At 63.5% G+C, this 22,671-nt stretch carries 21 protein-coding genes; 18 read left to right on the top strand and 3 right to left on the bottom strand.

Features of this window, described 5'->3' with window-relative positions:
• The 16 genes from Q0S16_RS05615 to Q0S16_RS05540 form a co-directional block, all read left to right on the top strand.
• Nucleotides 1–1,229: acyl-CoA dehydrogenase family protein (locus Q0S16_RS05615; protein ID WP_295845956.1), on the top strand; the 1,229-nt coding region annotated here is incomplete at its 5' end.
• Nucleotides 1,230–1,320: 91 nt separating this feature from the next.
• Nucleotides 1,321–2,145 (top strand): ABC transporter ATP-binding protein, encoded by an 825-nt coding sequence (locus tag Q0S16_RS05610; RefSeq protein WP_295845954.1) that lies wholly within the window; start codon nt 1,321–1,323, stop codon nt 2,143–2,145.
• Nucleotides 2,142–2,954: an ABC transporter permease gene (locus Q0S16_RS05605; protein WP_295845951.1), complete on the top strand. Its 813-nt coding sequence runs from the start codon at nt 2,142–2,144 to the stop codon at nt 2,952–2,954. The genes Q0S16_RS05610 and Q0S16_RS05605 overlap by 4 nt, the downstream gene beginning before the upstream one ends.
• Before the next feature lie 48 nt (nt 2,955–3,002).
• Nucleotides 3,003–4,010: an ABC transporter substrate-binding protein gene (locus tag Q0S16_RS05600; protein WP_295845948.1), complete on the top strand. Its 1,008-nt coding sequence runs from the start codon at nt 3,003–3,005 to the stop codon at nt 4,008–4,010.
• Nucleotides 4,011–4,035: 25 nt separating this feature from the next.
• Nucleotides 4,036–4,617: a cysteine hydrolase gene (locus tag Q0S16_RS05595; RefSeq protein ID WP_295845947.1), complete on the top strand. Its 582-nt coding sequence runs from the start codon at nt 4,036–4,038 to the stop codon at nt 4,615–4,617.
• Nucleotides 4,618–4,628: 11 nt separating this feature from the next.
• Nucleotides 4,629–5,438 (top strand): N-acyl homoserine lactonase family protein, encoded by an 810-nt coding sequence (locus Q0S16_RS05590; RefSeq protein ID WP_295845946.1) that lies wholly within the window; start codon nt 4,629–4,631, stop codon nt 5,436–5,438.
• Nucleotides 5,439–5,511: 73 nt separating this feature from the next.
• Nucleotides 5,512–6,156, top strand: coding sequence for a GntR family transcriptional regulator (locus tag Q0S16_RS05585; RefSeq protein ID WP_295845945.1), 645 nt, complete (start codon nt 5,512–5,514; stop codon nt 6,154–6,156).
• Between the two features lie 142 nt (nt 6,157–6,298).
• A complete protein-coding gene (locus Q0S16_RS05580; protein ID WP_295845943.1) occupies nt 6,299–7,501 on the top strand; it encodes an ABC transporter substrate-binding protein in 1,203 nt (400 codons plus the stop codon).
• An 83-nt stretch (nt 7,502–7,584) separates the two neighbouring features.
• A complete protein-coding gene (locus Q0S16_RS05575) occupies nt 7,585–8,337 on the top strand; it encodes an SDR family NAD(P)-dependent oxidoreductase (RefSeq protein WP_295845941.1) in 753 nt (250 codons plus the stop codon).
• Nucleotides 8,338–8,341: 4 nt separating this feature from the next.
• Nucleotides 8,342–9,226: an NAD(P)-dependent oxidoreductase gene (locus Q0S16_RS05570; protein ID WP_295845940.1), complete on the top strand. Its 885-nt coding sequence runs from the start codon at nt 8,342–8,344 to the stop codon at nt 9,224–9,226.
• The gene (locus Q0S16_RS05565) at nt 9,223–10,122 is read left to right on the top strand and encodes a branched-chain amino acid ABC transporter permease (protein ID WP_295845938.1); all 900 of its coding nucleotides are present in this window, start codon (nt 9,223–9,225) and stop codon (nt 10,120–10,122) included. The genes Q0S16_RS05570 and Q0S16_RS05565 overlap by 4 nt, the downstream gene beginning before the upstream one ends.
• A gap of 1 nt (nt 10,123) precedes the next feature.
• Complete coding sequence (locus Q0S16_RS05560) at nt 10,124–11,083, top strand: branched-chain amino acid ABC transporter permease (protein ID WP_295845936.1); 960 nt, start codon at nt 10,124–10,126, stop codon at nt 11,081–11,083.
• Nucleotides 11,080–11,850 (top strand): ABC transporter ATP-binding protein, encoded by a 771-nt coding sequence (locus Q0S16_RS05555; protein ID WP_295845935.1) that lies wholly within the window; start codon nt 11,080–11,082, stop codon nt 11,848–11,850. Before Q0S16_RS05560 ends, Q0S16_RS05555 begins: the two co-directional genes overlap by 4 nt.
• A complete protein-coding gene (locus tag Q0S16_RS05550) occupies nt 11,843–12,568 on the top strand; it encodes an ABC transporter ATP-binding protein (protein ID WP_295845934.1) in 726 nt (241 codons plus the stop codon). The genes Q0S16_RS05555 and Q0S16_RS05550 overlap by 8 nt, the downstream gene beginning before the upstream one ends.
• 86 nt (nt 12,569–12,654) lie before the next feature.
• Complete coding sequence (locus Q0S16_RS05545) at nt 12,655–13,521, top strand: TauD/TfdA family dioxygenase (protein ID WP_295845931.1); 867 nt, start codon at nt 12,655–12,657, stop codon at nt 13,519–13,521.
• The gene (locus Q0S16_RS05540; RefSeq protein WP_295845967.1) at nt 13,518–14,579 is read left to right on the top strand and encodes an isocitrate/isopropylmalate family dehydrogenase; all 1,062 of its coding nucleotides are present in this window, start codon (nt 13,518–13,520) and stop codon (nt 14,577–14,579) included. The genes Q0S16_RS05545 and Q0S16_RS05540 overlap by 4 nt, the downstream gene beginning before the upstream one ends.
• 114 nt (nt 14,580–14,693) lie before the next feature.
• Here Q0S16_RS05540 and Q0S16_RS05535 read toward each other — a convergent pair whose 3' ends face one another.
• Both Q0S16_RS05535 and Q0S16_RS05530 read right to left on the bottom strand, forming a co-directional pair.
• Entirely contained in the window at nt 14,694–14,981 is a 288-nt protein-coding gene (locus Q0S16_RS05535; protein WP_295845930.1) for a hypothetical protein, read from the bottom strand.
• A gap of 67 nt (nt 14,982–15,048) precedes the next feature.
• A complete protein-coding gene (locus Q0S16_RS05530) occupies nt 15,049–16,041 on the bottom strand; it encodes a hypothetical protein (protein WP_295845929.1) in 993 nt (330 codons plus the stop codon).
• Between the two features lie 581 nt (nt 16,042–16,622).
• On the opposite strand from Q0S16_RS05530, the gene Q0S16_RS05525 reads away from it, so the two are divergent.
• Entirely contained in the window at nt 16,623–17,849 is a 1,227-nt protein-coding gene (locus tag Q0S16_RS05525) for a DNA repair exonuclease (protein WP_295845928.1), read from the top strand.
• Nucleotides 17,846–21,298, top strand: coding sequence for a YhaN family protein (locus Q0S16_RS05520; RefSeq protein WP_295845927.1), 3,453 nt, complete (start codon nt 17,846–17,848; stop codon nt 21,296–21,298). Before Q0S16_RS05525 ends, Q0S16_RS05520 begins: the two co-directional genes overlap by 4 nt.
• Nucleotides 21,299–21,833: 535 nt before the next feature.
• Here Q0S16_RS05520 and Q0S16_RS05515 read toward each other — a convergent pair.
• The gene (locus Q0S16_RS05515) at nt 21,834–22,532 is read right to left on the bottom strand and encodes a dihydrofolate reductase family protein (RefSeq protein ID WP_295845925.1); all 699 of its coding nucleotides are present in this window, start codon (nt 22,530–22,532) and stop codon (nt 21,834–21,836) included.
• Nucleotides 22,533–22,671: the final 139 nt, after the last annotated feature.

Below are 22,671 nucleotides of genomic sequence, written 5' to 3'. Positions count from 1 at the left end.
ATGAAGCTAGGGTGCTGCTCGCGCAGTCGGCGTCGAAGGGAGAGTTTGGCGAGGTCGGACTCGCCGACGAAACGATCGATGCGATCCGCACCCAGTTCCTGCGCTATGCGGCCGCGGAGATCGCGCCGCATGCGCAAGGCTGGCACCAGCGCGACGAGTTAATTCCGATCGAGATTGTCAAACAGCTCGGCGACATGGGCGTATTCGGCCTCACGGTCGGCGAGCAGCATGGCGGGTCGGGCCTCGGCAAGATCGCTATGTGCGTGGTCTCCGAAGCGCTGAGCGGTGGCTATATCGGCGTCGGCTCGCTGGGCACGCGGGCGGAAATCGCCGCTGAACTCATTGGTCTTGCCGGTACACCGGAGCAGCAGATGCGCTGGCTACCGGAGCTGGCTTCGGGCGCCGTGCTCCCGACTGCTGTGTTCACCGAGCCGAACACCGGCTCCGATCTCGGCAGCCTGCGCACCCGCGCGGTTCGCGACGGCGACTATTACTACGTCACCGGAGCGAAGACCTGGATCACCCACGGCGCGCGCTCCGATCTGATGACCTTGCTGGTGCGCACCGATCCGGCCACCGACGGCTATCGCGGGCTCTCGATGCTGCTGGCGGAAAAGCCACGCGGTACTGATGATAATCCATTTCCAGCCGAGGGCATGAGCGGCACGGAAATCCGCGTGCTCGGCTATCGTGGCATGAAGGAATACGAGATCGGCTTCGACAACTTCAAGGTCCCGGTGGGCAATCTCCTCGGCGGCGTCGAAGGCCAGGGCTTCAAGCAGCTCATGGAGACCTTTGAAAGCGCGCGTATCCAGACCGGCGCCCGCGCGCTCGGCGTGGCGCAGAATGCTTTGGAACTCGCGGCCAACTACGCGCGCGACCGCATCCAGTTTGGCAAGGCCATTCTCGGCTTTCCGCGCGTCAGCGCCAAGATCGCGTTCATGGTGACGGAAACTATGATGGCGCGTCAGCTGACCTATTTTGCCGCACGGCAGAAGGACGGCGGTCATCGCTGCGACATCGAGGCCGGCATGGCCAAATTGCTCGCCGCGCGCGTCGCCTGGTCGAACGCCGACTGCGCCCTGCAGGTTCATGGCGGAAACGGCTACGCCATCGAATATCCGATCAGCCGCGTGCTCTGCGACGCGCGCATCCTGTCGATCTTCGAAGGCGCTGCGGAAATCCAGGCACAGGTGATCGCGCGCGGCCTGATCAATCGCCTGAACTAGATCCGCACGCTCGACGACAATCCTTGCTGCGCCAGAATATATCGTGGATAATGCATACTAATACGATGTCGGTCATTGGAGCGCGACACGCATGGGAGAGATGATTTTGCCGAACCGGGAATCCGCTGTTGCGGATGGCCAATTCCTTGCCCGGCTGCAGCATGTCGGTAAATCCTTCGTCTCGGCTGGCAAGCGCTCGGAAATTCTCAGCGATGTGAACATCGATATCGCGCCGGGCGAGTTCGTCTCGGTGATCGGTCCGAGCGGCAGCGGCAAATCCACCATCCTGAATCTGTTGGCTGGTATCGATATGCCAACATCGGGCTCCATCACCTATGATGGAAGCCGCGTCAGGGGCGTCAGCAAAACCATCGCCTATCTTACGCAGCACGACAGTCTGCTGCCGTGGCGCACGGTGGCCGAGAATGTCGGCGTGCCGCTCGAAATTCGCAACGTGCCTGCGCCGGAGCGGGCTCGCGCGGTGGACGGCATTCTCGCGAAGGTCGGCCTCGAAGGCTACGGCAAGCACTACCCGCGGCAGCTTTCCGGCGGCATGCAGAAGCGTACCATGCTGGCGCGCACGCTGATCTACGATCCCAAAACCATCCTGATGGATGAACCGTTCGGCCCGCTGGATGCGCAGTTGAAACTTGCATTGCAGGCAGAGTTGCTGCGTCTCTGGACCGGCACCGGCAAGACGATCGTGTTCGTCACCCACGACATCGCCGAAGCCATTACACTGTCAGACCGGGTGCTGGTGCTGTCGTCGCAACCCACTGTCATAAAACATGAAGAGCGCATTCTGATCCCGCGGCCCCGCGACGTGCACGAGGTGCGGTTCTCGCCGCACTTCGAAGCGCACTACCGCGCGCTGTGGAACGCGATCGAGTTGCGCCGCGAGCAGGCTGTCGCATGAGCACCATTTCAACAATCCTACAGGCTGGAGGCGACATCGCTCCTGTCGAGCATGACGAAACGCCGGTCAAGGATCGCGTCGTCCTCTATCGGATCATCGTTGCCGTTGTTTTTCTCGCTGCCTGGCAAGGCGCGTCCGGCCGACTGGTCAGCCCGTTCTGGCTAAGCAGCCCGCTTGAGATCGCAACAATGCTGGTGACATGGACGCGCTCCGGATTGCTGCAGCGACATTTGCTGGTGACGTTCCAGGAAACCCTGATCGGTTTTCTGATCGGGTCGGTCACTGCGATCGCCGCAGCGCTCGCGATCGGCCGCAGTGAAACGGCCCGCCGCACGGTCGATCCGTTCGTGACGGCTGTTTATGGTGTCCCGAAAGTGGCGTTGGCGCCTTTGTTCATCATGTGGTTCGGCATCGGCATGACACCGAAGATCGTGCTCGCCGCGGTCAGCGTGTTCTTCCTGATGTTCTTCAACACCATGAGCGGCGTTCGCCTAGTCGATCGTCGGCTGATCGAGGCCATGACCCTGATGGGCGCCAGCAAGTTCTATATCCAGAAAAACGTCGTGCTGCCTGCGGCGCTGCCGTGGATTTTCACCGGGCTGAAGCTTGGATTACCCTACGGATTTGTCGGCGCGGTGGCGGCGGAAATGATGGCGTCCAACCAGGGCATCGGTTTCCTGACCCAGGATTCGGCCGGCCAGTTCAATACAGCCGGCGTGTTCGCCGCCTTGTTCGCGCTGATGGCCGTGACCACGACGCTGAACGAAGGACTTGGCTGGCTGGAGCGCTGGCTATTCCGCTGGCGCTGATATTGAAATAACAGATTTTTCAGGAAGGTCACGATGACAACACGAAGGATGTTGATTCAAGGCGCTGTCGCAGGTGTCGCACTGGGACTCGGTCGTCCCGTATTTGCTGCCGCCCCGGTCCGAAAGTTAACCATCGGCGTTGGCGGTTTTACCTTTGCCTATCTGCCGCTGTTTGTCGCCAAGGCCGCAGGCTTTCTAGTGGAGGAGGGGCTGGACGTCGAACTGGTACAGACCGGAAGCGGCACCACTGCGATGGCGGCGATGTTGGGCGGCAGTTTTGATATCTGTGGCCTGGTGCTCAGCGATGTGATCCTGGCGGCCACCAAAGGCCAGCGCATTTCGGTGTTTGCACCGCTGATGACGCAATATGCCAGTGACGCGATCATCAGCAAGGCCGCGGCCGACAAAGCAGGGCTGCGGCCCGACATGCCGTTGATCGAGCGGATCCGCTGTCTGAAAGGCATGACCCTCGCGGTCAGCGGACGCGGCAGCGGTATCGACAAGATGTGGCGATACCTTTTCAAGATAGCCGGCATGGATCCGGACAAAGACGTGACCCTGACGGTGATCAAGCTCGACCAGATGTATCCGGCACTCAGGGCGGGCCAGATCGACGGCTACAACACCACGGCGCCGGCGAATATCCGTGCCATCGATGAAGGACTCGCCGTCTGGGTCGCAAGGCCGTCGCAGGGCCAGGTGCCTGGGTTGCGGGACTTCGTCTACACCATTCTGTCGGCCAACCCGACGGCGATGAAGTCGAAGCGCGAAGAACTAAGTGGTTTGGCCCGTGGCCTCGCCCGAGCCAATGTGCTGATCCACGATGACCCGGCGAAAGCCGCAGCTGCGGTCCAGAAGGCGATCTGGAGCCAGACCGATCTGGCGCTGGTGCAGCATGCGGTCACCGATCAACGCACCGCTTTTGCGCGCCGGATGACGCTGACGCAGCAGGCTTTCGACCAGAATAAGGATTTCATGCAGGCATTCGGCGACGAGGTGAAATCCGTAAACTACAAGGATGTCATTGATTCCAGCGTGATCGATGCGTTGACCTGAGAACTTTTCAGAGGATGATACCAATATGAAATCGATGCTGCTGGTCATGGATATGATGAACGATCTCGTTCATTCCGATGGCGTGAACGCCAAAACCTACGTTGCGCGTGGAACCGAGCGCGGGATGTACGCCAACACAGTGCGCGCCATCGCTTCCGCCCGCGCAGCCAATGTCAAGATCGGATATGTCCGCGTCGGCTTCTCGCCGGACTATCGCGAGTGTCCGCCGAATTCGCCGATCTTCTCCAAGGCCCGTGACAACGGACTGTTCAAGCTGGGTACCTGGGGCACAGAAGTGTATCACGAGTTCGCGCCGCAGCCCGGCGATTTCGACATCGTCAAGCATCGCGTCAGCCCATTCTACGGCACCAGCCTCGAGCCGATCCTGCGCGCGCAGGGCATCGGCCGCCTGGTGCTGTGCGGCGTTTCGACCAACGGCGTCGTGCAGGGCGCGACCCGCGAAGGCCATGATCGCGATTATGCCTGCACCATTCTCGAGGATTGCTGCTGCGGCGCCACCGACGAGGAGCACGAATTCGCCTTGGGCGGCCTGCGCCGCTATGCGGAAGTGACGACTTCCCGCGACGTCAGTTTCGCCAGCACGTGATGACAACCGGCATGGACGATACCACCTACGAAGTCTACGCCATCCGCTTTGCCACCAACACGGCACGGCTTCGTGGCCAGAACTTCATCTCCGACGCGAACCCGTTGCAGCCGCATACGATGGACTTTTTCTGCTGGCTGCTGGTTGGAGGCCGCCGCGCGATCATGGTCGATACCGGCACCTCGCAAACGGTCATCGAACGGCAGAATCTGCAATTTCTGCGGTGTCCGACCGAGGCTTTGACGGCGCTAGGCTTTGACGCGGCTGCGGTGGAGACCGTCATCCTGACCCATCTGCACTACGATCACATCGGCAATCTCGACAAGTTCCCGGCCGCTCGCTTTTATGTGCCAAAGATCGAGATGCAGTATGCGACCGGTCCGGACATGCAATATTATTTCCTGCGCCGTCCGTATGGGCCGAAGGAGATCAACAGCGTCATCGATTTGCTGTATCAGGAGCGCGTAATTGTGCATGGACCGGTGCTCGACCTGATGCCGGGCATCTCGCTGCATCATGTCGGCGGCCATACCGCCGGCCAGGAAATTGTCCGGGTCCGCACGCAGCGCGGCTGGCTTGTGCTGGCCTCCGATGCCTTGCATTATTACGAGGAACTGGAGCGGACGATCCCGTTCGCGGTGGCGCATGATATCTCCAGGATGCTGGCCGCGCATGCGACCATTCGCGAACTGGCTGACTCTGACGACCATATCGTGCCGGCCCATGACCCGCTGGTCATGAGCCGCTATCGGGCACCGCGGGCCGACCTGGAAGGTTTTGTGGTGCGGCTGGATTTGCCGCCGCAAGCTCACGGGGGTTGATGGCGCACCGCATCGTGCGTAGGAAGTTCCTGGCGACCCGGGACTCGTAACGGCGCATGAACGCAGGATCACGATGGAATATCGAACCAAGGAAGAGCAGGTCGCGGACTTCCTTCGCGAAGGCATTATCTCCGGCAGCATCGCGCGTGGCGCGCGCATCAAGCAGGTGGAGATCGCGCAACTGCTGAAGACCAGCATTACCCCGGTGCGCGAGGCATTGAAGCTACTGGCGGCCGAAGGCTATCTCAGCGGCAGTTCCTTCAAGGGGGCCACGGTGGTCTCGTTCGACGCCACGACTTCGCGCGAGATCATCAACCTGCGCATGTTGCTGGAAGCAGAACTCGTCCGTGGCGCAGTTGAGCGGTTGACTTCCGAGGACGTCAAGGAGCTGCAGGCTCTGGCGGCTGAATTCGAGGCAGCTGCGGTGAATCAGGACAGCAGCCTCGCGCGCGGCGTGAACTACCGGTTTCATCGTCGACTCTATACGATCGCAGACCAGAAACAGACCTTCCACTTTGTCCAGATTCTCTGGGCCCGCTATCCGTTCGATGTCATCAACCGGATCGACGGCCGGGCCACCCGGGCTGCAGCCGAGCATAAGGAACTGCTGCAGCAGATGTGTGCCGGTGACGTGGCTGCCGCCACGCTGACGATGCGGCGCCACATCGAATCCGGCTGGGAAGAATTGCGCGACACTATCGAAGAGCCGCGCAAGTAGCAGGCATTTCCGAACACCTGAAAAAGGAGGTGCGCACCGGTGCGGAAATACTGAGCAATTCTACGGAAATGACGCATTGTGCATTGTGCGTTTTTAGAACCGTTGTATAAGTCGGGTAACGATATAAACAAAGGGGGGAACAATGCGATCAATCGCAGCTACTCTGGCCGTCGTCACCGCCTGCTCCTTCGGCGCAATGCCGTCAGCGCATGCCCAGGACGCGTCGGTCGGGATCGACACCGTCACCAAGACCGTCACCATCGGCGGCTTCACGCCGATCACCGGCCCGGTGCCGTTTTACGCGATCCTCACCCATGCGGCTGAATCCTATTTCCGCCATATGAACGACAAAGGCGGCATCGCCGGCTGGAAGATCAAGTACGTCACCTATGACGATGGCTACGAGCCGGCCCGCAGCGTCGGCGTCGCCAAGCGGCTGGTCGAGGACGACAAGATTTTTGCCCTCGTTGCCGCGGTCGGCACGGCGACCAACATGGCGGTCATTCCCTACGCCAAGGAAACCAAGCTCGCCATGATCGGACCGATCGGCGGCGCCAGCGCGTTCTTCAACGAACCGAACGTCTTTCCGCTGCTGCCCGACTACGGCTGGTCCGCCGCATCCAATGCCCAGTATGCGCTGGAAGAATTGAAGCTGAAGAAGATCGCGCTGCTGTGGGAGAACGACGAACTTGGACGCTCCGCCAAGCGCGGCTTCGATCTTTACATGGCGAGCAAGAACGTGACTCCGGCGGAATCGCTGTCGTTCGAAGTAACCGCCACCGACTTCAGCCCGCAGATCCGCCGCATCGCCAATTCCGGCGCGGAGGCTGTGATCCTGTTCGGCTCGAATGCTAACCTCGCTTCCGCCTTGAAGGCTGCCGACCGCCAGGATGTGAAGGCCCAGTGGTTCGCGCCGTTTTTCACCGCGGATCCCTCCACCTTCAAGCTCGCCGGCAATCTGCTGAATGGCGTGTTCTTTTCGTCGTGGCTGCTGCCGGTGACTGGCGACGATCCGGAAATCAAGGCCTATCGCGAAGCGGTGGCAAAATACTATCCCAACGATCCGATCGGCGTGTTCGGCCTCAACGGCTGGAGCAACGCGGCTCTGTTCGGCCAGGGTTTCGAGAAACTGGTGACCAGCGGCAAGCCTCTGACTCGCGAGAACCTCGTGGCTGCGCTTGATGGCCTGAAGGATGCGACGGTGGGTGGTGCTCACAGCGTCACCTTCGCGCCGGGCGATCATCGCGGCACCCGTCAGGAAGCCATCATCCAGGCAAAGAACGGCAGCTTCGAACTGGTCCGTACGTTCAAGCCGTATCCGGCGGTTGCTTTCGACGCCAAGTAAGTTTCGACACCAAACAGGTACCTGGCGTCCAGTACGGCGCCAGGTATTCGCGACCAACCAGACGAAAAGACCAAGGAGCACCAATGGTAAATATCCCGCTTAGCGCCCCGGCGCGTCTCGATGGACAGGTGGCGCTGGTCACAGGCGCGACCGGCGGCATCGGGCGTGCCACTACTCTGGCGCTGGCCGCCGCAGGGGCCCGGGTGATTGCCACCGATATCGCCGAAACTGGTGATTTCGGCGGTGCCGCAGGCATTACCTATCGTCGCTACGACGTCACCTCGCTGACCGATACCGATACGGTCATCGACGATGTGCTCAAGGAGACCGGACGGATCGACGTTCTGATCCTCTGCGCCGGCAGCATTTCGCACCGTCCGTTGACGGAATCCACCAACGAGGAATGGCAGTCGATTCTCGACGTCAATCTCTTCGGCGTGCTGAATCCGGTGCGCAAGATGTTCCCGGTGATGGCGGCGCAGGGCTACGGCAAGATGGTCGCCGTGGGTTCGATCGCAGCAAAAATCGGCGGCGTTGCCGCAGGTCCGTCCTACGTCGCCGCTAAATCTGCGGTGCACGGCCTGTTCAAGTGGGTCGCCAAGGCCGGCGCCGGCAAGGGTGTCTATGCCAGCGTGGTTGCGCCCGGTCCCGTCGAAACGCCGATGTGGGAGAAGGTGACGCAGCGTGCGCCGCCGTCCGCGCATAACAGCGTGCCGCTCGGTCGCTACGGTCAGCCTGAAGATATCGCCCAGGCCATTTTGTTTCTTTGCTCGCCAGCGTCGAACTGGATCACCGGCACGGTGCTCGACGTCAATGGCGGCATGTTGATGGATTGAGCGCATGGACAAGCAAGTAACGATCGGCTTCATCGGCCTCGGCGTCATGGGTGGTCCCATGTGCCGCAACATGGCTGTGAAGCACACCGGCCGGCTCGTGGCCTTCGACCTCGACTCCGCCGCGTTCTCGATTTTGCAGGACACGCGGGCCGAATTCGTCTCCACCATCGAGGCACTTGCGGCACATTCGGATGTGATCTTCCTGTCGCTACCAGGTGGCAAGCAGGTCACAGCCGTAACCGCTGAAATCGCCCGCCACGCAAAATCCGGGACCACCATCGTCGATCTCAGCACCACGTCGGTAGCAGTGGCGCGGGAAGTGGACACCATGCTGGCCGGCCACGGCATCGCTTTCGCCGATGCGCCGGTGGCGCGCACAAGAGAGGCGGCGCAGCAGGGCAAACTGAGCGTGATGGTCGGCGCGCCCGACGCGCTGTATGCCCGCATTCGCCCGTTCATCGACATGATCGCATCCGACATCACCCATGGCGGCAAGGTCGGCACCGGCCAGGTGCTGAAGCTGGTCAACAACATGCTGGTGTTCGAGCATGTGGCGGCGCTGGCCGAGATGATGGTGGTGGCGGAACGTGCCGGCGTGGCACCGGAAGTGATGCTCGATGCCGTCTCGAAAGGTTCGGGCGACAGCTTTGTGCTGCGCAATCACGGCCGCAAGGCGATGCTGACGCGAAGCTTTCCCGATAAGGCATTTCCGCCGGAATACGTGCTGAAGGATATCAGCTACGTGCTCGAGCTGGCCGAAGCCAGCGGCGTCAAGGCCAATGTCGCGGAGACCGCTCAGCGCTACTACCAGGGCGCGATCGATGCCGGTCTCGGCGGCCGTTACTTTCCGGTGGTGCTCGAGCTGATCGAGAAGCAGGGCAAGCCATGACGACATTTGCCAGCATCGGCCGTGATCTGTTTTCACTGGTCTGGAGCGGTCTGATCTCCGGCTGCCTCTATGCGTTCGGCGCGCTGGGGCTGGTGATGGTGTTCAAGTGCTCCAAGGTGGTGAATTTTTCCCACGGCAATGCCGCGGGGCTGGCGGCGTTTCTCGTGTACGGCTTCTCCGGCGGCTGGTTTCTCAACCTGTCGTGGGGCTCCGCCGTGCTGCTGGCGCTGACCATTAGCATCATGGTCGCTATTCTTAGCTACGCCGTGATCGCGCCGATCGTGTTCGAATCCGATCTCACCAGCACCATCGCCACATTGGGCATCGGCCTGATCATGCAGGGCGCGATCCAGTTGCTGTTCGGATCGGATATCGTCAACCTCGATCTGCCGATCCCGCGTTTCAGTATGGTCGTGCTCGGCTTGCGCATCTCCAGCTATGACCTCACCATTCTGACCACCACGCTGATCTGTATCGGTGGACTGTTCTTCATCATCGATCGCACCCGGCTCGGCATCGCGTTTCGCGCCGTCTCCAGCAACCCGTTCGCGGCCGAGGTCTGCGGCCTGAACATGCGCTCGGTCCATTTGTTCGCCTGGGTGGCAGCATCGCTTCTCGGCGTCATCGCCGCGCTGCTGATCGTGCCGACGACGTTTCTCAGCTCCACCACATTGCCGTCGTTCATGCTGAATGCCTTTGCGGCTGCCGTCGTCGGCGGCTTCGCCAGTCTGCCTGGCGCCGCCGTGGGAGGCATCACGGTCGGCATCGTCGTCAACCTGTTCACCTTCTATGTCTCGCCGGAATTCAACAACACCTTCATGCTCGGCCTCATCCTGGTGACGCTCAACCTGTTTCCCAATGGACTGCTGCAGCACAGGGTGGGCTCGCGTGTCTGATATGACCACTACGGTTCCGCGCAGGTCGGCACCGGCCTTCAACATTGTGCTCGGCCAGGACGGCATGCTGCCGCTGCTTGCGCTGTTATCGTTGCTGCCCTTCGCCGTCGGCGGCTTCTGGCTCTACAGTCTGGGCCTGTGCTTCGCCAACAGCATTGGCGTGCTCGCCGTCACGTTGCTGCTTCGGTTTGGCGGCGAAGTGTCCATCGGCCATAGCGTGTTCGTGGCCGCCGGAGCCTATGCGGTGGCCATTCTTGAAAAGCAGTTTGGCCTGTCGCTGCTGGTGAGTCTTCCCGTGGCGCTGGCATTTGGCGCGGCGCTCGGTCTGGCGTTGGCCTATCCGTCGCGCCGGCTGTCCGGTGTCTATCTGGCCGTCACCACCATGGCGATGGCGCTCGCTCTGCCGGAGATTATTCTACACGCCGGGCCGGTCGCAGGGGGCTTCGAAGGTCTGTACGTCTCCGGCGTGCTGGTCCCATGGGTCAGCAAGACCATGCAGCATTATTACGTGGCGCTGGCCGTTCTGGTATGCTCGGTGCTGGCGGTCGACCGGCTGCGCCATTCGCGGCAAGGCCTGGCTCTGCTGACCACACGATCGCATCCGGCAGCCGCTGAATCTTTCGGTATCACGCGGGACTGGGCGCGACTCAGCGTCATGGGTCTCAGCGGCGGTCTGGCTGCATGCTCGGGCGCCATTCTCGCCTTCACCAGCTCCACCGTCTCGCCGAACAGTTTTACCTTGTGGTCCTCGATCTTCCTGCTGGTCGGGTCGGTGGTCAGTCTCTACGGCCTGTCGCTGGCGCGGGCACTAATTGGCGGGATGTTTCTGACTTTGGTACCACAGCTGCTCGCCGGCGCCGGCAACTGGATTCCGGTGCTGTATGGCTCGGCGCTGCTCATCGTCATTCTCGGCGGCCACTACGCGCCGCGCCTCCGTGCCATGATGGGGCGACGGTCATGAGCGGCGCTGTTCTCGAAGCCCGCGGCATGTCACTGGCCTTTGGCGGTCTGACCGTACTGCACGATCTCGACGTGGCATTTCACCCCGGTGAAGTCACCGGCGTGATCGGACCGAACGGGGCAGGGAAGACCAGCCTGTTCAACTGCCTGACCGGGCTGTACCGCCCGCAAAGCGGATCGATCGTGTTCGGCGACAAGGCGTTCGACAAACTGCCGGCGTCGGTGCGCGCCCGCCAGGGTCTGGCGCGCAGCTTTCAGCATGTCGCTCTGTGCCCCGATCTCAGCGTCATCGAAAATGTCATGGTCGGCTTGACCATTCAGGGCCGCGCCGGCTGGGCTTCTGCACTGCTTGGCCTCCCGAAGGCGCGCGCCGAAATGAAGCAAGCCCGCGCCAAGGCGAATGAAGCACTCGCGCGCCTGGGCATCGAAGCCATCGCCGATGTGCTTCCTGCCGCCTTGCCGCCGGGAACGCTGCGCCTCGTGGAGATCGCCCGCGCCATCGCCGCGTCGCCGCGCATCCTGTTGCTTGATGAACCTGCCGCCGGTTTGAACGCCGCGGAAACCCGTGAGCTGACCACAGCGCTGCGACGGCTGATCACGCCCGACCTGGTGATGATCATCGTCGAACATGACATGGATCTGATCATGCAGATCTGCGATCGCATCTACGTGCTGAATTTCGGCCGGTTGGTGGCGCATGGCCCGCCGGACGTGGTGCGTGCCGATCCCGAGGTCGTGCGGATTTATCTGGGCACTGACGATGAGTAAGCTTTTACAGGCCCAGGGGCTTTCGGTGAGCTATGGCATTCTGCCTGCCGTGCGCGATGTGGCCATCGACGTTGGCCCCGGCGCAGTGGTCGCCTTGCTCGGCGCCAATGGTGCGGGAAAGTCCACGATCCTCAAGGCGATTGCAGGCCTGGTGCCGACTCAGGGCGAGATCATCTTCGATGGCGAAACCTTGGGGACGCTCTCCACCCGGCAGCGCGTCCGCCGCGGCATCGTCTACGTCCCGGAGGGCCGTCAGATCGTCGCGACCTTGTCGGTTGGCGAGAACCTCACGCTCGGTGGTTATCATCTCGATCGCCCGACGCTGCGGCAGCGCTCGGAGATGGTGCTCGGCCTGTTTCCCGAGATTGCCAACTGCGTGCATTCGCCCGCGTGGATGCTGAGCGGCGGCGAACAGCAGATGCTGGCCATCGGTCGCGCGCTGATGTCCGGTCCGCGCCTCCTGCTGCTCGACGAACCTTCGCTCGGCCTGGCGCCGCTGCTGGTCAAGCGCGTGTTCGAGCGACTCAACACCATCAGGCAGATGAGTGCGCTGTCGGTGGTGCTGGTCGAGCAGAACTTTCGCATGACTATGCAACTCGCCGACGACGTCTACTTCGTGCGCAGCGGCGGCATTGTCGGACACCGCGGTGCGGCTGAGCTGCAGGGGCCGGCAGCACGCGAGCAGGCCATCGAGAGCTATCTCGGCGCAGCGCATTAAACGACAAGCACACCACACTACGGCATTGACGCCTCAAACAAGATTGTGCATTGTGCATTATCGAAGAGACCAAGGAGGAAATTCCGATGACTTCAACAGCGTCCCAGGCCGCACGGCCGGCGAGCCACTCCGCCAACCATTTGACGGTCCATCCCATTGCCGGCGCGATCGGTGCCGAGATCCATGGCGTGGATCTGGTGGGCGGAGTCTCCGATGCGGAAGTCGCTGAAATCCGTAAGATCTGGCTGCAGTATTCGGTCATCTTCTTCCGCGACCAGCCGCTGCCGCCAAAGGAATTCGCCGCATTCGCCCGCCGTTTCGGCGACGTCGTGCACTACCCCTTCCTCAAGGGCCTCGACGAAGCGCCGGAAGTGATCACCGTCGCCAAGCTCGAGAACGAGCGCGTCAATTTCGGCGGCCTCTGGCACACCGACACCGCCTATCTCGACAAGCCGCCGATGGCGACCATGCTCGTCGCGCGTGAAGTGCCGCCCTATGGCGGCGATACCTTGTTCGCCAGCGGCTATGCCGCCTATGAGGCGCTGTCGGATGGCATGAAGCGCATGCTGGACCCGCTGCGCGCCCTCAACAGCTCCACCAAGGCGGAAAAGACCCGCACCCGTGAAGACCGCAAGCCCGGCCAGGAACGCCAGGTGCTGGAAGCCGAACATCCGGTGGTGCGCACCCATCCCGAGACCGGCCGCAAGGCGCTCTACCTCAATATCGGTCACACCCTGCGCTTTGCCGACATGACGGAAGAGGAAAGCGCCGGCCTGCTGGCCTATCTGTTCGAGCACCAGTCGAAGCCGGAATTCACCTGCCGCTTCTCCTGGAAGCCCGGCTCGATCGCGCTGTGGGACAATCGCTGTGCCCTGCACAACCCGATCAACGACTATCACGGTCATCGCCGCATCATGCATCGCGTGACCATCGCCGGAGACGTTCCGAAGTGAAACTCCTTGTCCTGCCGGGAGATGGCATTGGCCCCGAAATCACCGACGCCACCGTCATCGCCCTGCAGGCCGCAGGCGAACGCTTCAAGGTCAAGCTTGACTTCGTCCACGACGTCGTCGGCCACGCCAGCTACAGCCTGCACGGGACAACCGTGCGGCCTGAGCTGCTGGAAACGGCAAGGCAAGCCGACGGACTGATCCTTGGTCCCACCGCCAGCATGGACTTCCATGATGAGGGCAAGGGTGAGATCAATCCGTCGAAATTCTTTCGCAAGGGTCTCGACCTGTTCGCCAACATCCGGCCGTCGCGCACCTATGACGGGCTGCCCGGCAAGGTCGGTAAGTTCGATCTGGTGGTGGTCCGCGAAAACACCGAAGGCTTCTACGCCGATCGCAACATGGAGATGGGTAACGGCGAGATTCTGGTCACGCCGGATGTGGCGATCTCGCTTCGTCGCATCACGCGGTCCTGCTGTCTGCGGATTGCCCGCGCGGCTTGTGACCTCGCGATGCAGCGCGACCGGCGCGTCACTGCCGTGCACAAGGCGAATGTGCTGAAAATCGGCGATGGCATGTTTCTTGACGCCTGCCGCGAAGTGGCGGCGGAGTATCCCGAGATCACGCTGGACACCGCAATCGTTGACGCGATGATGGCCTACGTGGTGCGCGATCCCCGCCGCTTCGATGTCATTGTCACCACCAACATGTTCGGCGATATCCTGTCCGACCTCACGGCCGAACTGTCCGGAAGCCTTGGGCTCGGCGGTTCGCTGAATGCAGGCACCAGCCACGCGATGGCGCAGGCTGCGCACGGCTCGGCGCCTGATATTGCCGGCCAGGACGTCGCCAACCCATTCTCTCTGATTCTGTCCGCTGCGATGCTGCTTGGCTGGCACGGACGCCGGTCTGGCGCGCAAAGCTTCGTCGCTGCGGGCGCAGCAATCGAAGCCGCCGTCGAAACGGTGATCGCAAGCGGCGATGCGACGAGGGATGTCGGCGGGCGCCTGGGAACGAAAGCCACCGCCGTGGCGCTCGCGACGCGTATCAATGGAGCTTAATGAGCGGAGTCGTTCGGCTAAAGCGGTTTCCTGGAACGCAGGTCATCCCGCGTCGCTCGTTGGCGAGAACCTTGGGTGCGTAGGTCGAGAAAAGATTGTTGGCCATGGGATCTCTCAATGAAAAAGGGGATAGGAGGCGTAGGCGACGGTGATGATGCGGCCGCCAGCGGCGACCACGTAGGCGTTCCGGTTCCGGTACGGTTCGATCGCCTTGGCGAGCTGTCGGCCTGCCACCTGCCGCAGCTGTCGCATGCTCTGTTTGGTGAGTGCGTACTTCAGGGCTCCGTCGCCGGCATCTCGCGGTTCGCCGTACTCGATAATGATTTCCGCAATCATCGGCGGGATAACCCGCGCGCTTGACCTCTCATTGGCGTGGCGGGTGTATTTATAGGGCGAGCGCATGATGGTCCTCCGTCCAAGTGAAAAATAGGCAAGGGGATGGGCTGTGGCGTCCGGCGTTGGCGTCGCGCTAGTTGGCGATCTTGAAGTCCGTGGCATCGACCCGTTCCCAATGGTCGGCGACGACAATGCCCCAGTTGCCCTTGTCGTTGGGCCGGCGCCAGTAAGCGACGGGCATGCGATGAAGCTTGTCGAGCGCAGCGTTAAAGTCGGCGACCCGTTCTTCCTCGCCGCGTTTGCCGATGGTGTAAGAGCCCGCCCGCTGAAGTCCCGGATTAAAAAGCGTGCCGTCCCGCGCGACGGGGACGAAAACAGGCTGCTGCAGGGGGCTTGTCCTGGTGTCGTCGTATTGAACCAGGCTCTGCTCTTTCCAGATCGAGTTCCAGAATTCGGGACGACCCTGCAACCATTTCTGGGCCTCGGCGACCGGGATACGGCCGTCAGCCGGTGTAAAGGCGCGTTCAGCCCCGGACATCATGTTGCGGATACGGCCTTCCGAGATGCCACCAAAATGCGCGAGGGCGGCGGGTTCGACCGGCTGGTTGTTGTCGAGCGCCCAGCGATTGCGGGCCACCATGACAAGGCGTGAAAGCTCATTGGAGGCGCTGATCTGCCACTGGGCGATCGGCGTCGAGGCTTCCAGCTCCTGGGCGTGATCCAACAGAGTCTTGATCTTGCCGGCGAGCACTTTGGGGGCGTCGCTGGTCTGCATGGCGCCGTCGCCGTCCAGCACGATCCCGTATTCAGCGTAGGCAGCGAGTTCGAAAAGCTGCTCACCGATGGGCCACTCGGAATAGCAACTGGAGCTGCTGTCCTTGAGCGCCTCCCGCCAGTCGCCGGGCGAGTGCATGATGTGGCCGCTTGTATTGACCACGCCCTGCACGATCAGCGCCATTCCAGCGTCAGTGGTCTCCTGGCCAACAATCCGGCTGATGTAGTCGCCGGCAGCGATGATAAAATCAGGCAGCGCTGCGGCGCCGTCAAAGTCATTGCCGTACTGCTCGAAGAAGATCTGGGCGCGCTCGGCTGTGTTGATTTCAGTCTTTGGGGAGAGTTTATCCATTTGAGGTAAAATCCGTTCATATGTTTGATCACATCGTCACAACGTAAAACAGACTTAGGGCACTTTGCAGATGGAGGCAAACGTCAATACATCGTGAAATAACATTTTCACGATAATAATTCGATCGTTGGTTGAGTGGTTGATCGCCGCTGGTCCAGCGGAAGCTCGGAAGCGCCGACCATGCGCCCATTACGATCGTGCTTCCGAGTTCGCTGGACAGGCGATGCAGGGGCGCCACGTCGTTTCCAGTCACCGCGCCTGCAGATCCCAACCACCAGATAACCACCGTATGACCGTGAACGGACCGTGTTGGATGGCTCCGAACAGCGTTGAAAAGAGTAGAGAAATCAATAGTGGTACGGTGGAGCGGCAGCGTTGCTTCCCGCTCGGGCCTCGGCAGCACCGCGTGGGCGATCAATGGCCGAGCCCCGCGCGATGATCGCCGCGGGATCGGTTGATTCAGGATTACGGGCTTGCCCGCAGGCGCCGACTCTACTCTAAAGGTAGCCGGCGGCCGGATCGCACCGGTTCCAACTCGTTTCGCGCGGCTGTTAATTGCATTCCCGAGTCATTTTTGCCTCATGCGCTTCAGTTTCATCCATGCCGCCGATCTGCATATCGACAGCCCGCTCGCCGGGCTGCGGCTGAAGGATGCGGCGGTGGCGGCGCGCTTTGCCGAGGCAGGGCGGCGCGCGGTCGAGGCGCTGGTCGCCGAGACCATCGCCAGCAAGGCCAGCTTCCTGATCATCGCCGGCGATGTGTTCGACGGCAGCTGGAAGGATGTCACCACCGGGCTGTTCTTCGTCGGCGCGATCGGCCGGCTGCACCGCGAGGGCATTCCGACCTTCATCGTCAAGGGCAATCACGACGCCGAAAGCGTGGTCGCGCGCGATCTGCCCTATCCCGATTCGGTGCGGGTGTTTTCCGCCAGCCAGGCCAGCAGCATCGCGCTCGAATCCTGCCGCGTCGTGCTGCATGGCCGCAGTTTCCCGAACCGCCATATCGACGAATTCGTCGCCACCTATCCGGCGCGCCATGACGGCTGGCTCAATATCGGCGTGCTGCACACCTCGCTCGACGGCCGCCCCGGCCATGCCGGCTACGCGCCGTGCAGCGTCGATGACCTCAAGCGCTTCGGCTATGACTACTGGGCGCTCGGCCACATTCACGCCCACGAGATTGTCGATCGCGATCCGTGGATCGTGTTTCCCGGCAATCTGCAGGGCCGCGGCATCCGCGAGACCGGCGCCAAGGGCGCCGTGCGCGTCACCGTCGAGGATGGTCGCATCGTCGAGGTCGCGCCAATCGTGCTCGACGGCGCGCGCTGGGCGCATCTCACCCTCGATATTGCCCGTGCCGACGCCGAGGACGAGGTCGTGGCGCGCATCACCGCCGCGATCGCCGACGCCCATGCCGGGGCCGAAGGCCGCCCGCTGGCGATCCGGGTGACGCTGACGGGCGCGACAGCGCTGCACAATCATCTGGTGGCGCGGCGCGAATGGCTGGAGGAAGACCTCCGCGCCCGCGCCCTGCGGTTCGGTGATGATTGCTGGATCGAGCAGCTCAAGGTCCGGACCACATCGCCGCCGCGTCCGCTGGCGCAGCTATCGTCCGAGGACAGCCTCGACCTCGACCAGTTGCTGGATGCGACGCTGGCCGACGCGGAGTTCGCAGCGACGCTCGCCGACCTGATCGAGACGGTACGCGCCAAGCTGCCGAAGGATCTGCAGGACGATCTTGTCGCGGACAATCCGCAGCAGACACTCGCCGACGAAGCGCGCGCGCTGCTCGCCGGAGCGCTGTCGTGAAAATAGAACGCCTCGATCTCGAACGCTACGGCATCTTCACCGACCGCAGCCTGAGCTTTCGCCCCGATGCCGCGCTGCATGTCGTGCACGGCGCCAATGAAGGCGGCAAGACCTCGGCGCTGTCGGCGATCGGCGACCTGCTGTTCGGCTTTGGCGGCCGCACCGATTATGGTTTCCGCCATGACGGCAAGAACCTGCGGATCGGCGGCGCGTTCCGCCATTCCGACGGACGGCTGATCGAAGCCCGCCGCCGCAAGGGCAACAAGAACACGCTGATCGGCACTGACGATCTGGCGCTGCCCGACGACACGCTGGCGCCGCTGCTTGGCGGGCTGTCGCGTGAAAATTTCAACCGCGAATTCGGCCTCACCGCGCAGGCGCTGCGCGATGGTGGCGAAGAGCTTCTGCATGCCGGCGGTCGCCTCGCCGAAACCCTGGCGGCAAGTTCGGCGGGCATGACGGCGCTGTCGCGGCTGCGCGAGACGTTGCAAGGCGAGGCCGATGAACTGTTCACGCCGCGAAAATCCGCCGGCAAGCCGTTCTATGTCGCGGCGGACCGCCGCGACCAGGCCGACAAGGCGCTGCGCGATGCCATCGTCACCCGCGACGCGGTGCGCGATCTCGAAGCCGCCGTGCAGCAGGCGCGCGATAATCTCGACGCGCTGAACGCCGAGCACGGCCGCGGCGGCGGCACGCTAGCGATCTGGCAGCGGACGCTGCGCGTGCGGACGCGGCTGGCGAAGCTCGACAACATCGCCAATGAATTGGCTGGTCTGGCCGACCTGCCGGAGGTGTCGCCGACAGCGCTGGCCGCCTGGCGCGAGGCGCAGGAGAGCGATGCGGCGCTGTTGCGCGACATCACCGCGCTCGACAGCACCGACGCCATCGAAGCCGCCGAGATCGCCGCGCTGGCCGTGGACGAAGGCGTGCTGGCGCAAGCCACCGCGATCGACGCGCTGCGCGAGCGGCTCGGCGCGGTACGCAAGGCCATCGAGGATCTGCCGAAGCGGCGCCAGGCGCGCGACGAGGCCGAACGCCAGCTCGACGAACTGGCGCGGCGGCTTGGCCTCGCTTCGCATGACACCCTGCCGCGGCTTCTTCCCACCGACGCGGCGCTGGCGCGCGCCCGCGAGGCCATCGCGCAGCTGATCCGCGCCGCCCAGGCGCTGGCGGAAGCCGGGACGCGGCAGGCGCGGGCGCGGAGCGAGCACGACGCCTTTGCCGCCGAGGACGGCCAGCACCACGCCGTGCTCGATGTCGAGCACATCCGGCAGCGCTTTGACGCGCTTGGCGACATTGCCGCGCAGGCCGATCGGCAGCGCCGCGACAAGGCGGCGCTGGGCCATGAGATCGAAGCGCTGCGCGCCGCGCTGGCGGCCATCGATCCCGCGCCCGGCGCGCTGGAGCGGCTGCGGGCGCTGCCGCTGCCCGATCCCGCCACCATCGCCCGCTTTGCCCATACGACCGAAATCAGCGACAGCGAGATCCGGCGTCTCGGCGAGGCGCTGGCAGCCACCGATGACGCGATCGCCGCCACCGAGGCCGAACTGGCGCGGCTGAGCAGCGGCGGGGCGGTGCCGGGTCGCGCCGATCTGCTTGGCGCGCGGCGACAACGCGACGATCAGCTCGACGCGCTAGGTGCCGTGCTCGACGGCGATGCCGTCGCGCGGCAAAGCCATTTCGCGGAAGTCGCGCAATCCTCGCAGGCGATCGACGGCATCACCGATCTGCTGCTGAGCGATACTGAACGCGCCACCCGTCATGAAGATGCCATGCAGCGGCTGGCGACGCTGCGGGCGACCCGGGAACGCGACCTCGCCAAACTGACCAGCCTGCGCGCCGGCCTGGCCGAGGTCGTCACCGCCTGGCGGCATAGCTGGGCGGCCGCCGGCGTGGTGCCGCGCAACCCGGCGGAGATGCTGCCGTGGCGAACCAGGGTTGAGGACATCGTCTCCCGGCTCGGTCAGCTCGACGCGCACAAGGTCAATCTCGAGGCGCTGACCGCGACGCTGGAGTCCGGCAAGTCCGCCTTGATCGCGTTCCTCGGCAGCGTCGGTCGGGCGGCGGATGTGGCGGCGTCGCCCGACATGCTGTTTCGCGAGGCGAAAGCCCGCGTCGATGAATTGCGCGCGGCGTGGGCCGATGCAAGGGAGCGGGCGGTGGCGAGGAAGCGCGTCGAGCGCGACCTGTCCGAGGCGGCGGTGGCGGTGACCGCGGCGCAGACGGCGCTGGCCGCGCTGCGGCAGAGCTGGCCGGCGGCGATGCACAGCATCGGATTGGACGAGTCGGCCGGCGCCGCGGAAGCCGAGGCGGCGCTGGCCGTGTGGCAGTCGGTGGCGCTGCCCAAGGCCAGCCGCGACAGCGAGAGCCACCGCGTCGAGACCATCGAGGCGGATCTGCGCGCCTTTGATCGGGACGTGTTCGACATCATCGACCGCGTCGCGCCGCGGCTCAAAGGCGGCACCGCGCAGGAGTCACTGGCGCGGTTGTCGGTAGCCCTGGCAGAAGCGCGCACCAACAGCGAATCCAGCAAGCGGCTGCGCCACGGCGCGACACAGCGCGCGGCCATGCGGCAGGCGCTATTGCTGCGGCGGCACGCCGCCAGCGCGTCGCTCGAAGAGGTGTGTCGGATCTTCGGCACCGACGTCGCTGATCTGCCCGCGGTCATCGCGCGGATGGCCACGCGGCATGCGCTGGAGAGCGAGCGCGCCAGCCTGCGGCGCGATCTGCGGGAGAGCGAAGGCCATGACGAGGACGATCTGCGCCAGCAGCGCGAGGGGCTCGATCCCGATTTGCTGCCCGGCGATATCGCGCGTGAGGAAATTCGCCAGCAGCAGTTGCTGAAGGATATTGGCGAGGCCTTCGCGCTGCATCACGATCGCAACAACGCGCGCGATGCGCTGCTGAAGGGCCGCAATGCGCCGGCCCATGCCACCGAACGCGCGGAGGCGGGCGCCGAATTGCTGTCCGTCGCCGGGCGCTGGCTGTTGCGTGCCGCGGCCGCGAGGCTGGCGTCGCGCACCATCGAGCGGCACCGCGCTCTGGTGCAGGATCCGCTGATCGCCCGCGCCAGCACCCTGTTCGCGATGGCCACCAACGAGGCTTTTTCCGGGCTGGTGATCGCCTATGGCGATGACGACCAGCCGGGGCTGGAAGCCAGGCGACATGATGGCGAGCAGGTGAAGGTCGGCGGGCTCAGCGAAGGCACCCGCGACCAGCTATTCCTGGCGCTGCGCCTCGCGCTGCTGGAGCGCCGCACCTCGGAACCGCTGCCCTTCATCGGCGACGACCTGCTGTCCAGTTTCGACGAGGATCGCACGCTGGCGATGCTGCGGCTGCTGGCGGCGGCGGGACAGCAGCGCCAGATCATCCTGTTCACCCATCACCGCCATGTCGTCGACCTCGCGCGTTCGGTCGACGGGCCATCGATCGACGTCATCGATCTGTAGCGCGCGGTGGCGTCGCCGACCCGCCGCGATCACGGTCGAGGCGAGCGCTATCCGCCGCCAATGATGGCGTCCACCAGCCGCCAGGGCGGGATGACCTCGCAATGACGGGGACTAGAGCATGATGACCTAAAGATGAATCGGTGTCCCATCCCCCCGTCATTGCGAGGAGCGAAGCGACGCGGCAATCCAGAGCCACGAGCTCCGCAAGAACTGGATTGCTTCGTCGCAAGGGCTCCTCGCAATGACGGGGTGAGTGATTTGAACTAACATAGAGTCATCATGCTCTAGCGATTCGAACTAACAAAAAGTCATCCCGCGTCAGGTTGATCGTAACGGACTGAACAGGGTCGCACTTGTCCCGGACGCGATGCAGCACGAAGTGCTGCTTCGCTGAGCCGGGACCGTAGCGAACGCCAATGCTTGGTATGGTCCCGGCTCTGCGAAGCACCACGCCCAAATGGGCGCGATGCATCGCGTCCGGGACATGATTCAACGGTCACCCGTCACGCTCCAGAGCAGGTCACCGCTCGCTGGATCACGCGTCCGGCTTGACCGCGTAGCGCAGGTGAATCGCGCCATGCGCTGCCGGCTCGCAGGCAATCAATGACAGTTGCACCAAGCCCGCGAGGCCCGCGCTGCCCGCCTCGACGATCGAACGGTGGCCGCCGCGGCCGTCGAGCGCGGGGGCCAGCAGCACGCTGAACTCGTCGACCAGGCCGGCCGCGAAGAAGGCGCCGTTGATGCCGCCGCCGCCCTCGAGCAACAGCCGCCGGATTCCGAGTTCGCGGCCAAGGACATCGAGCGTCGCCGCGAGATCGATCGGCGCCGTGTCCGACACGATGTAGGAAATGCCGTCCCGGGCCAGTTCGGCGAGGTGGCTGTCGGCAACATCCGGCCCCAGCAGCACGACGATATGATCGCCGTCGATATCGGGCTGGTCGAAATGCAGTTTCCCCGAAACATCGAGTGCGATCGCGAACGGCGCCGCGGCCTTGGCGGCGAAATGATGCGGCCGGTCGGCGCGGCGGTCGGGCACAGGATGCGGCAGCGCCTTCGTCATCTCGGCCATGGTGACCCGGCCGACGATCCAGGCTTCGCCCTTCTGGTTTTCATGCAGCGCCGCATAAGTCGCGGACCAGTCGCCGCGGGTTCCGTCCGGACTATTCGTCCATTGGCCGGGCGCGAGGCTCCCGTCGAGCGAGGTCACCATGTGGCAGACGACGTAAGGCTTCATCAATGATCTCCGGAAAACAGGGTGGTAGCGTCTCCATCGGCCATGCAGCAGCGCTCAGCCGCACGACAAGCCGGGACGGGACTTGCAATGTTCAAGCGCGCTGGATCAGGCTTCGGATGTATAGTGTGACAGATTTCGG

This window comes from Tardiphaga sp. (assembly GCF_025356345.1).
Classification (GTDB): domain Bacteria; phylum Pseudomonadota; class Alphaproteobacteria; order Rhizobiales; family Xanthobacteraceae; genus Tardiphaga.
This window is presented reverse-complemented; position numbering and strand designations above follow the sequence as displayed.

Coding starts and splice junctions, on each gene's coding strand:
- Q0S16_RS05530 (WP_295845929.1), bottom strand. CDS start 16,041: ATGGATAAACTCTCCCCAAAGACTGAAATCAACACAGCCGAGCGCGCC.
- Q0S16_RS05555 (WP_295845935.1), top strand. CDS start 11,080: ATGAGCGGCGCTGTTCTCGAAGCCCGCGGCATGTCACTGGCCTTTGGC.
- Q0S16_RS05560 (WP_295845936.1), top strand. CDS start 10,124: ATGACCACTACGGTTCCGCGCAGGTCGGCACCGGCCTTCAACATTGTG.
- Q0S16_RS05570 (WP_295845940.1), top strand. CDS start 8,342: ATGGACAAGCAAGTAACGATCGGCTTCATCGGCCTCGGCGTCATGGGT.
- Q0S16_RS05525 (WP_295845928.1), top strand. CDS start 16,623: ATGCGCTTCAGTTTCATCCATGCCGCCGATCTGCATATCGACAGCCCG.
- Q0S16_RS05535 (WP_295845930.1), bottom strand. CDS start 14,981: ATGCGCTCGCCCTATAAATACACCCGCCACGCCAATGAGAGGTCAAGC.
- Q0S16_RS05585 (WP_295845945.1), top strand. CDS start 5,512: ATGGAATATCGAACCAAGGAAGAGCAGGTCGCGGACTTCCTTCGCGAA.
- Q0S16_RS05515 (WP_295845925.1), bottom strand. CDS start 22,532: ATGAAGCCTTACGTCGTCTGCCACATGGTGACCTCGCTCGACGGGAGC.
- Q0S16_RS05565 (WP_295845938.1), top strand. CDS start 9,223: ATGACGACATTTGCCAGCATCGGCCGTGATCTGTTTTCACTGGTCTGG.
- Q0S16_RS05595 (WP_295845947.1), top strand. CDS start 4,036: ATGAAATCGATGCTGCTGGTCATGGATATGATGAACGATCTCGTTCAT.
- Q0S16_RS05600 (WP_295845948.1), top strand. CDS start 3,003: ATGTTGATTCAAGGCGCTGTCGCAGGTGTCGCACTGGGACTCGGTCGT.
- Q0S16_RS05605 (WP_295845951.1), top strand. CDS start 2,142: ATGAGCACCATTTCAACAATCCTACAGGCTGGAGGCGACATCGCTCCT.
- Q0S16_RS05545 (WP_295845931.1), top strand. CDS start 12,655: ATGACTTCAACAGCGTCCCAGGCCGCACGGCCGGCGAGCCACTCCGCC.
- Q0S16_RS05590 (WP_295845946.1), top strand. CDS start 4,629: ATGGACGATACCACCTACGAAGTCTACGCCATCCGCTTTGCCACCAAC.
- Q0S16_RS05580 (WP_295845943.1), top strand. CDS start 6,299: ATGCGATCAATCGCAGCTACTCTGGCCGTCGTCACCGCCTGCTCCTTC.
- Q0S16_RS05610 (WP_295845954.1), top strand. CDS start 1,321: ATGGGAGAGATGATTTTGCCGAACCGGGAATCCGCTGTTGCGGATGGC.
- Q0S16_RS05550 (WP_295845934.1), top strand. CDS start 11,843: ATGAGTAAGCTTTTACAGGCCCAGGGGCTTTCGGTGAGCTATGGCATT.
- Q0S16_RS05575 (WP_295845941.1), top strand. CDS start 7,585: ATGGTAAATATCCCGCTTAGCGCCCCGGCGCGTCTCGATGGACAGGTG.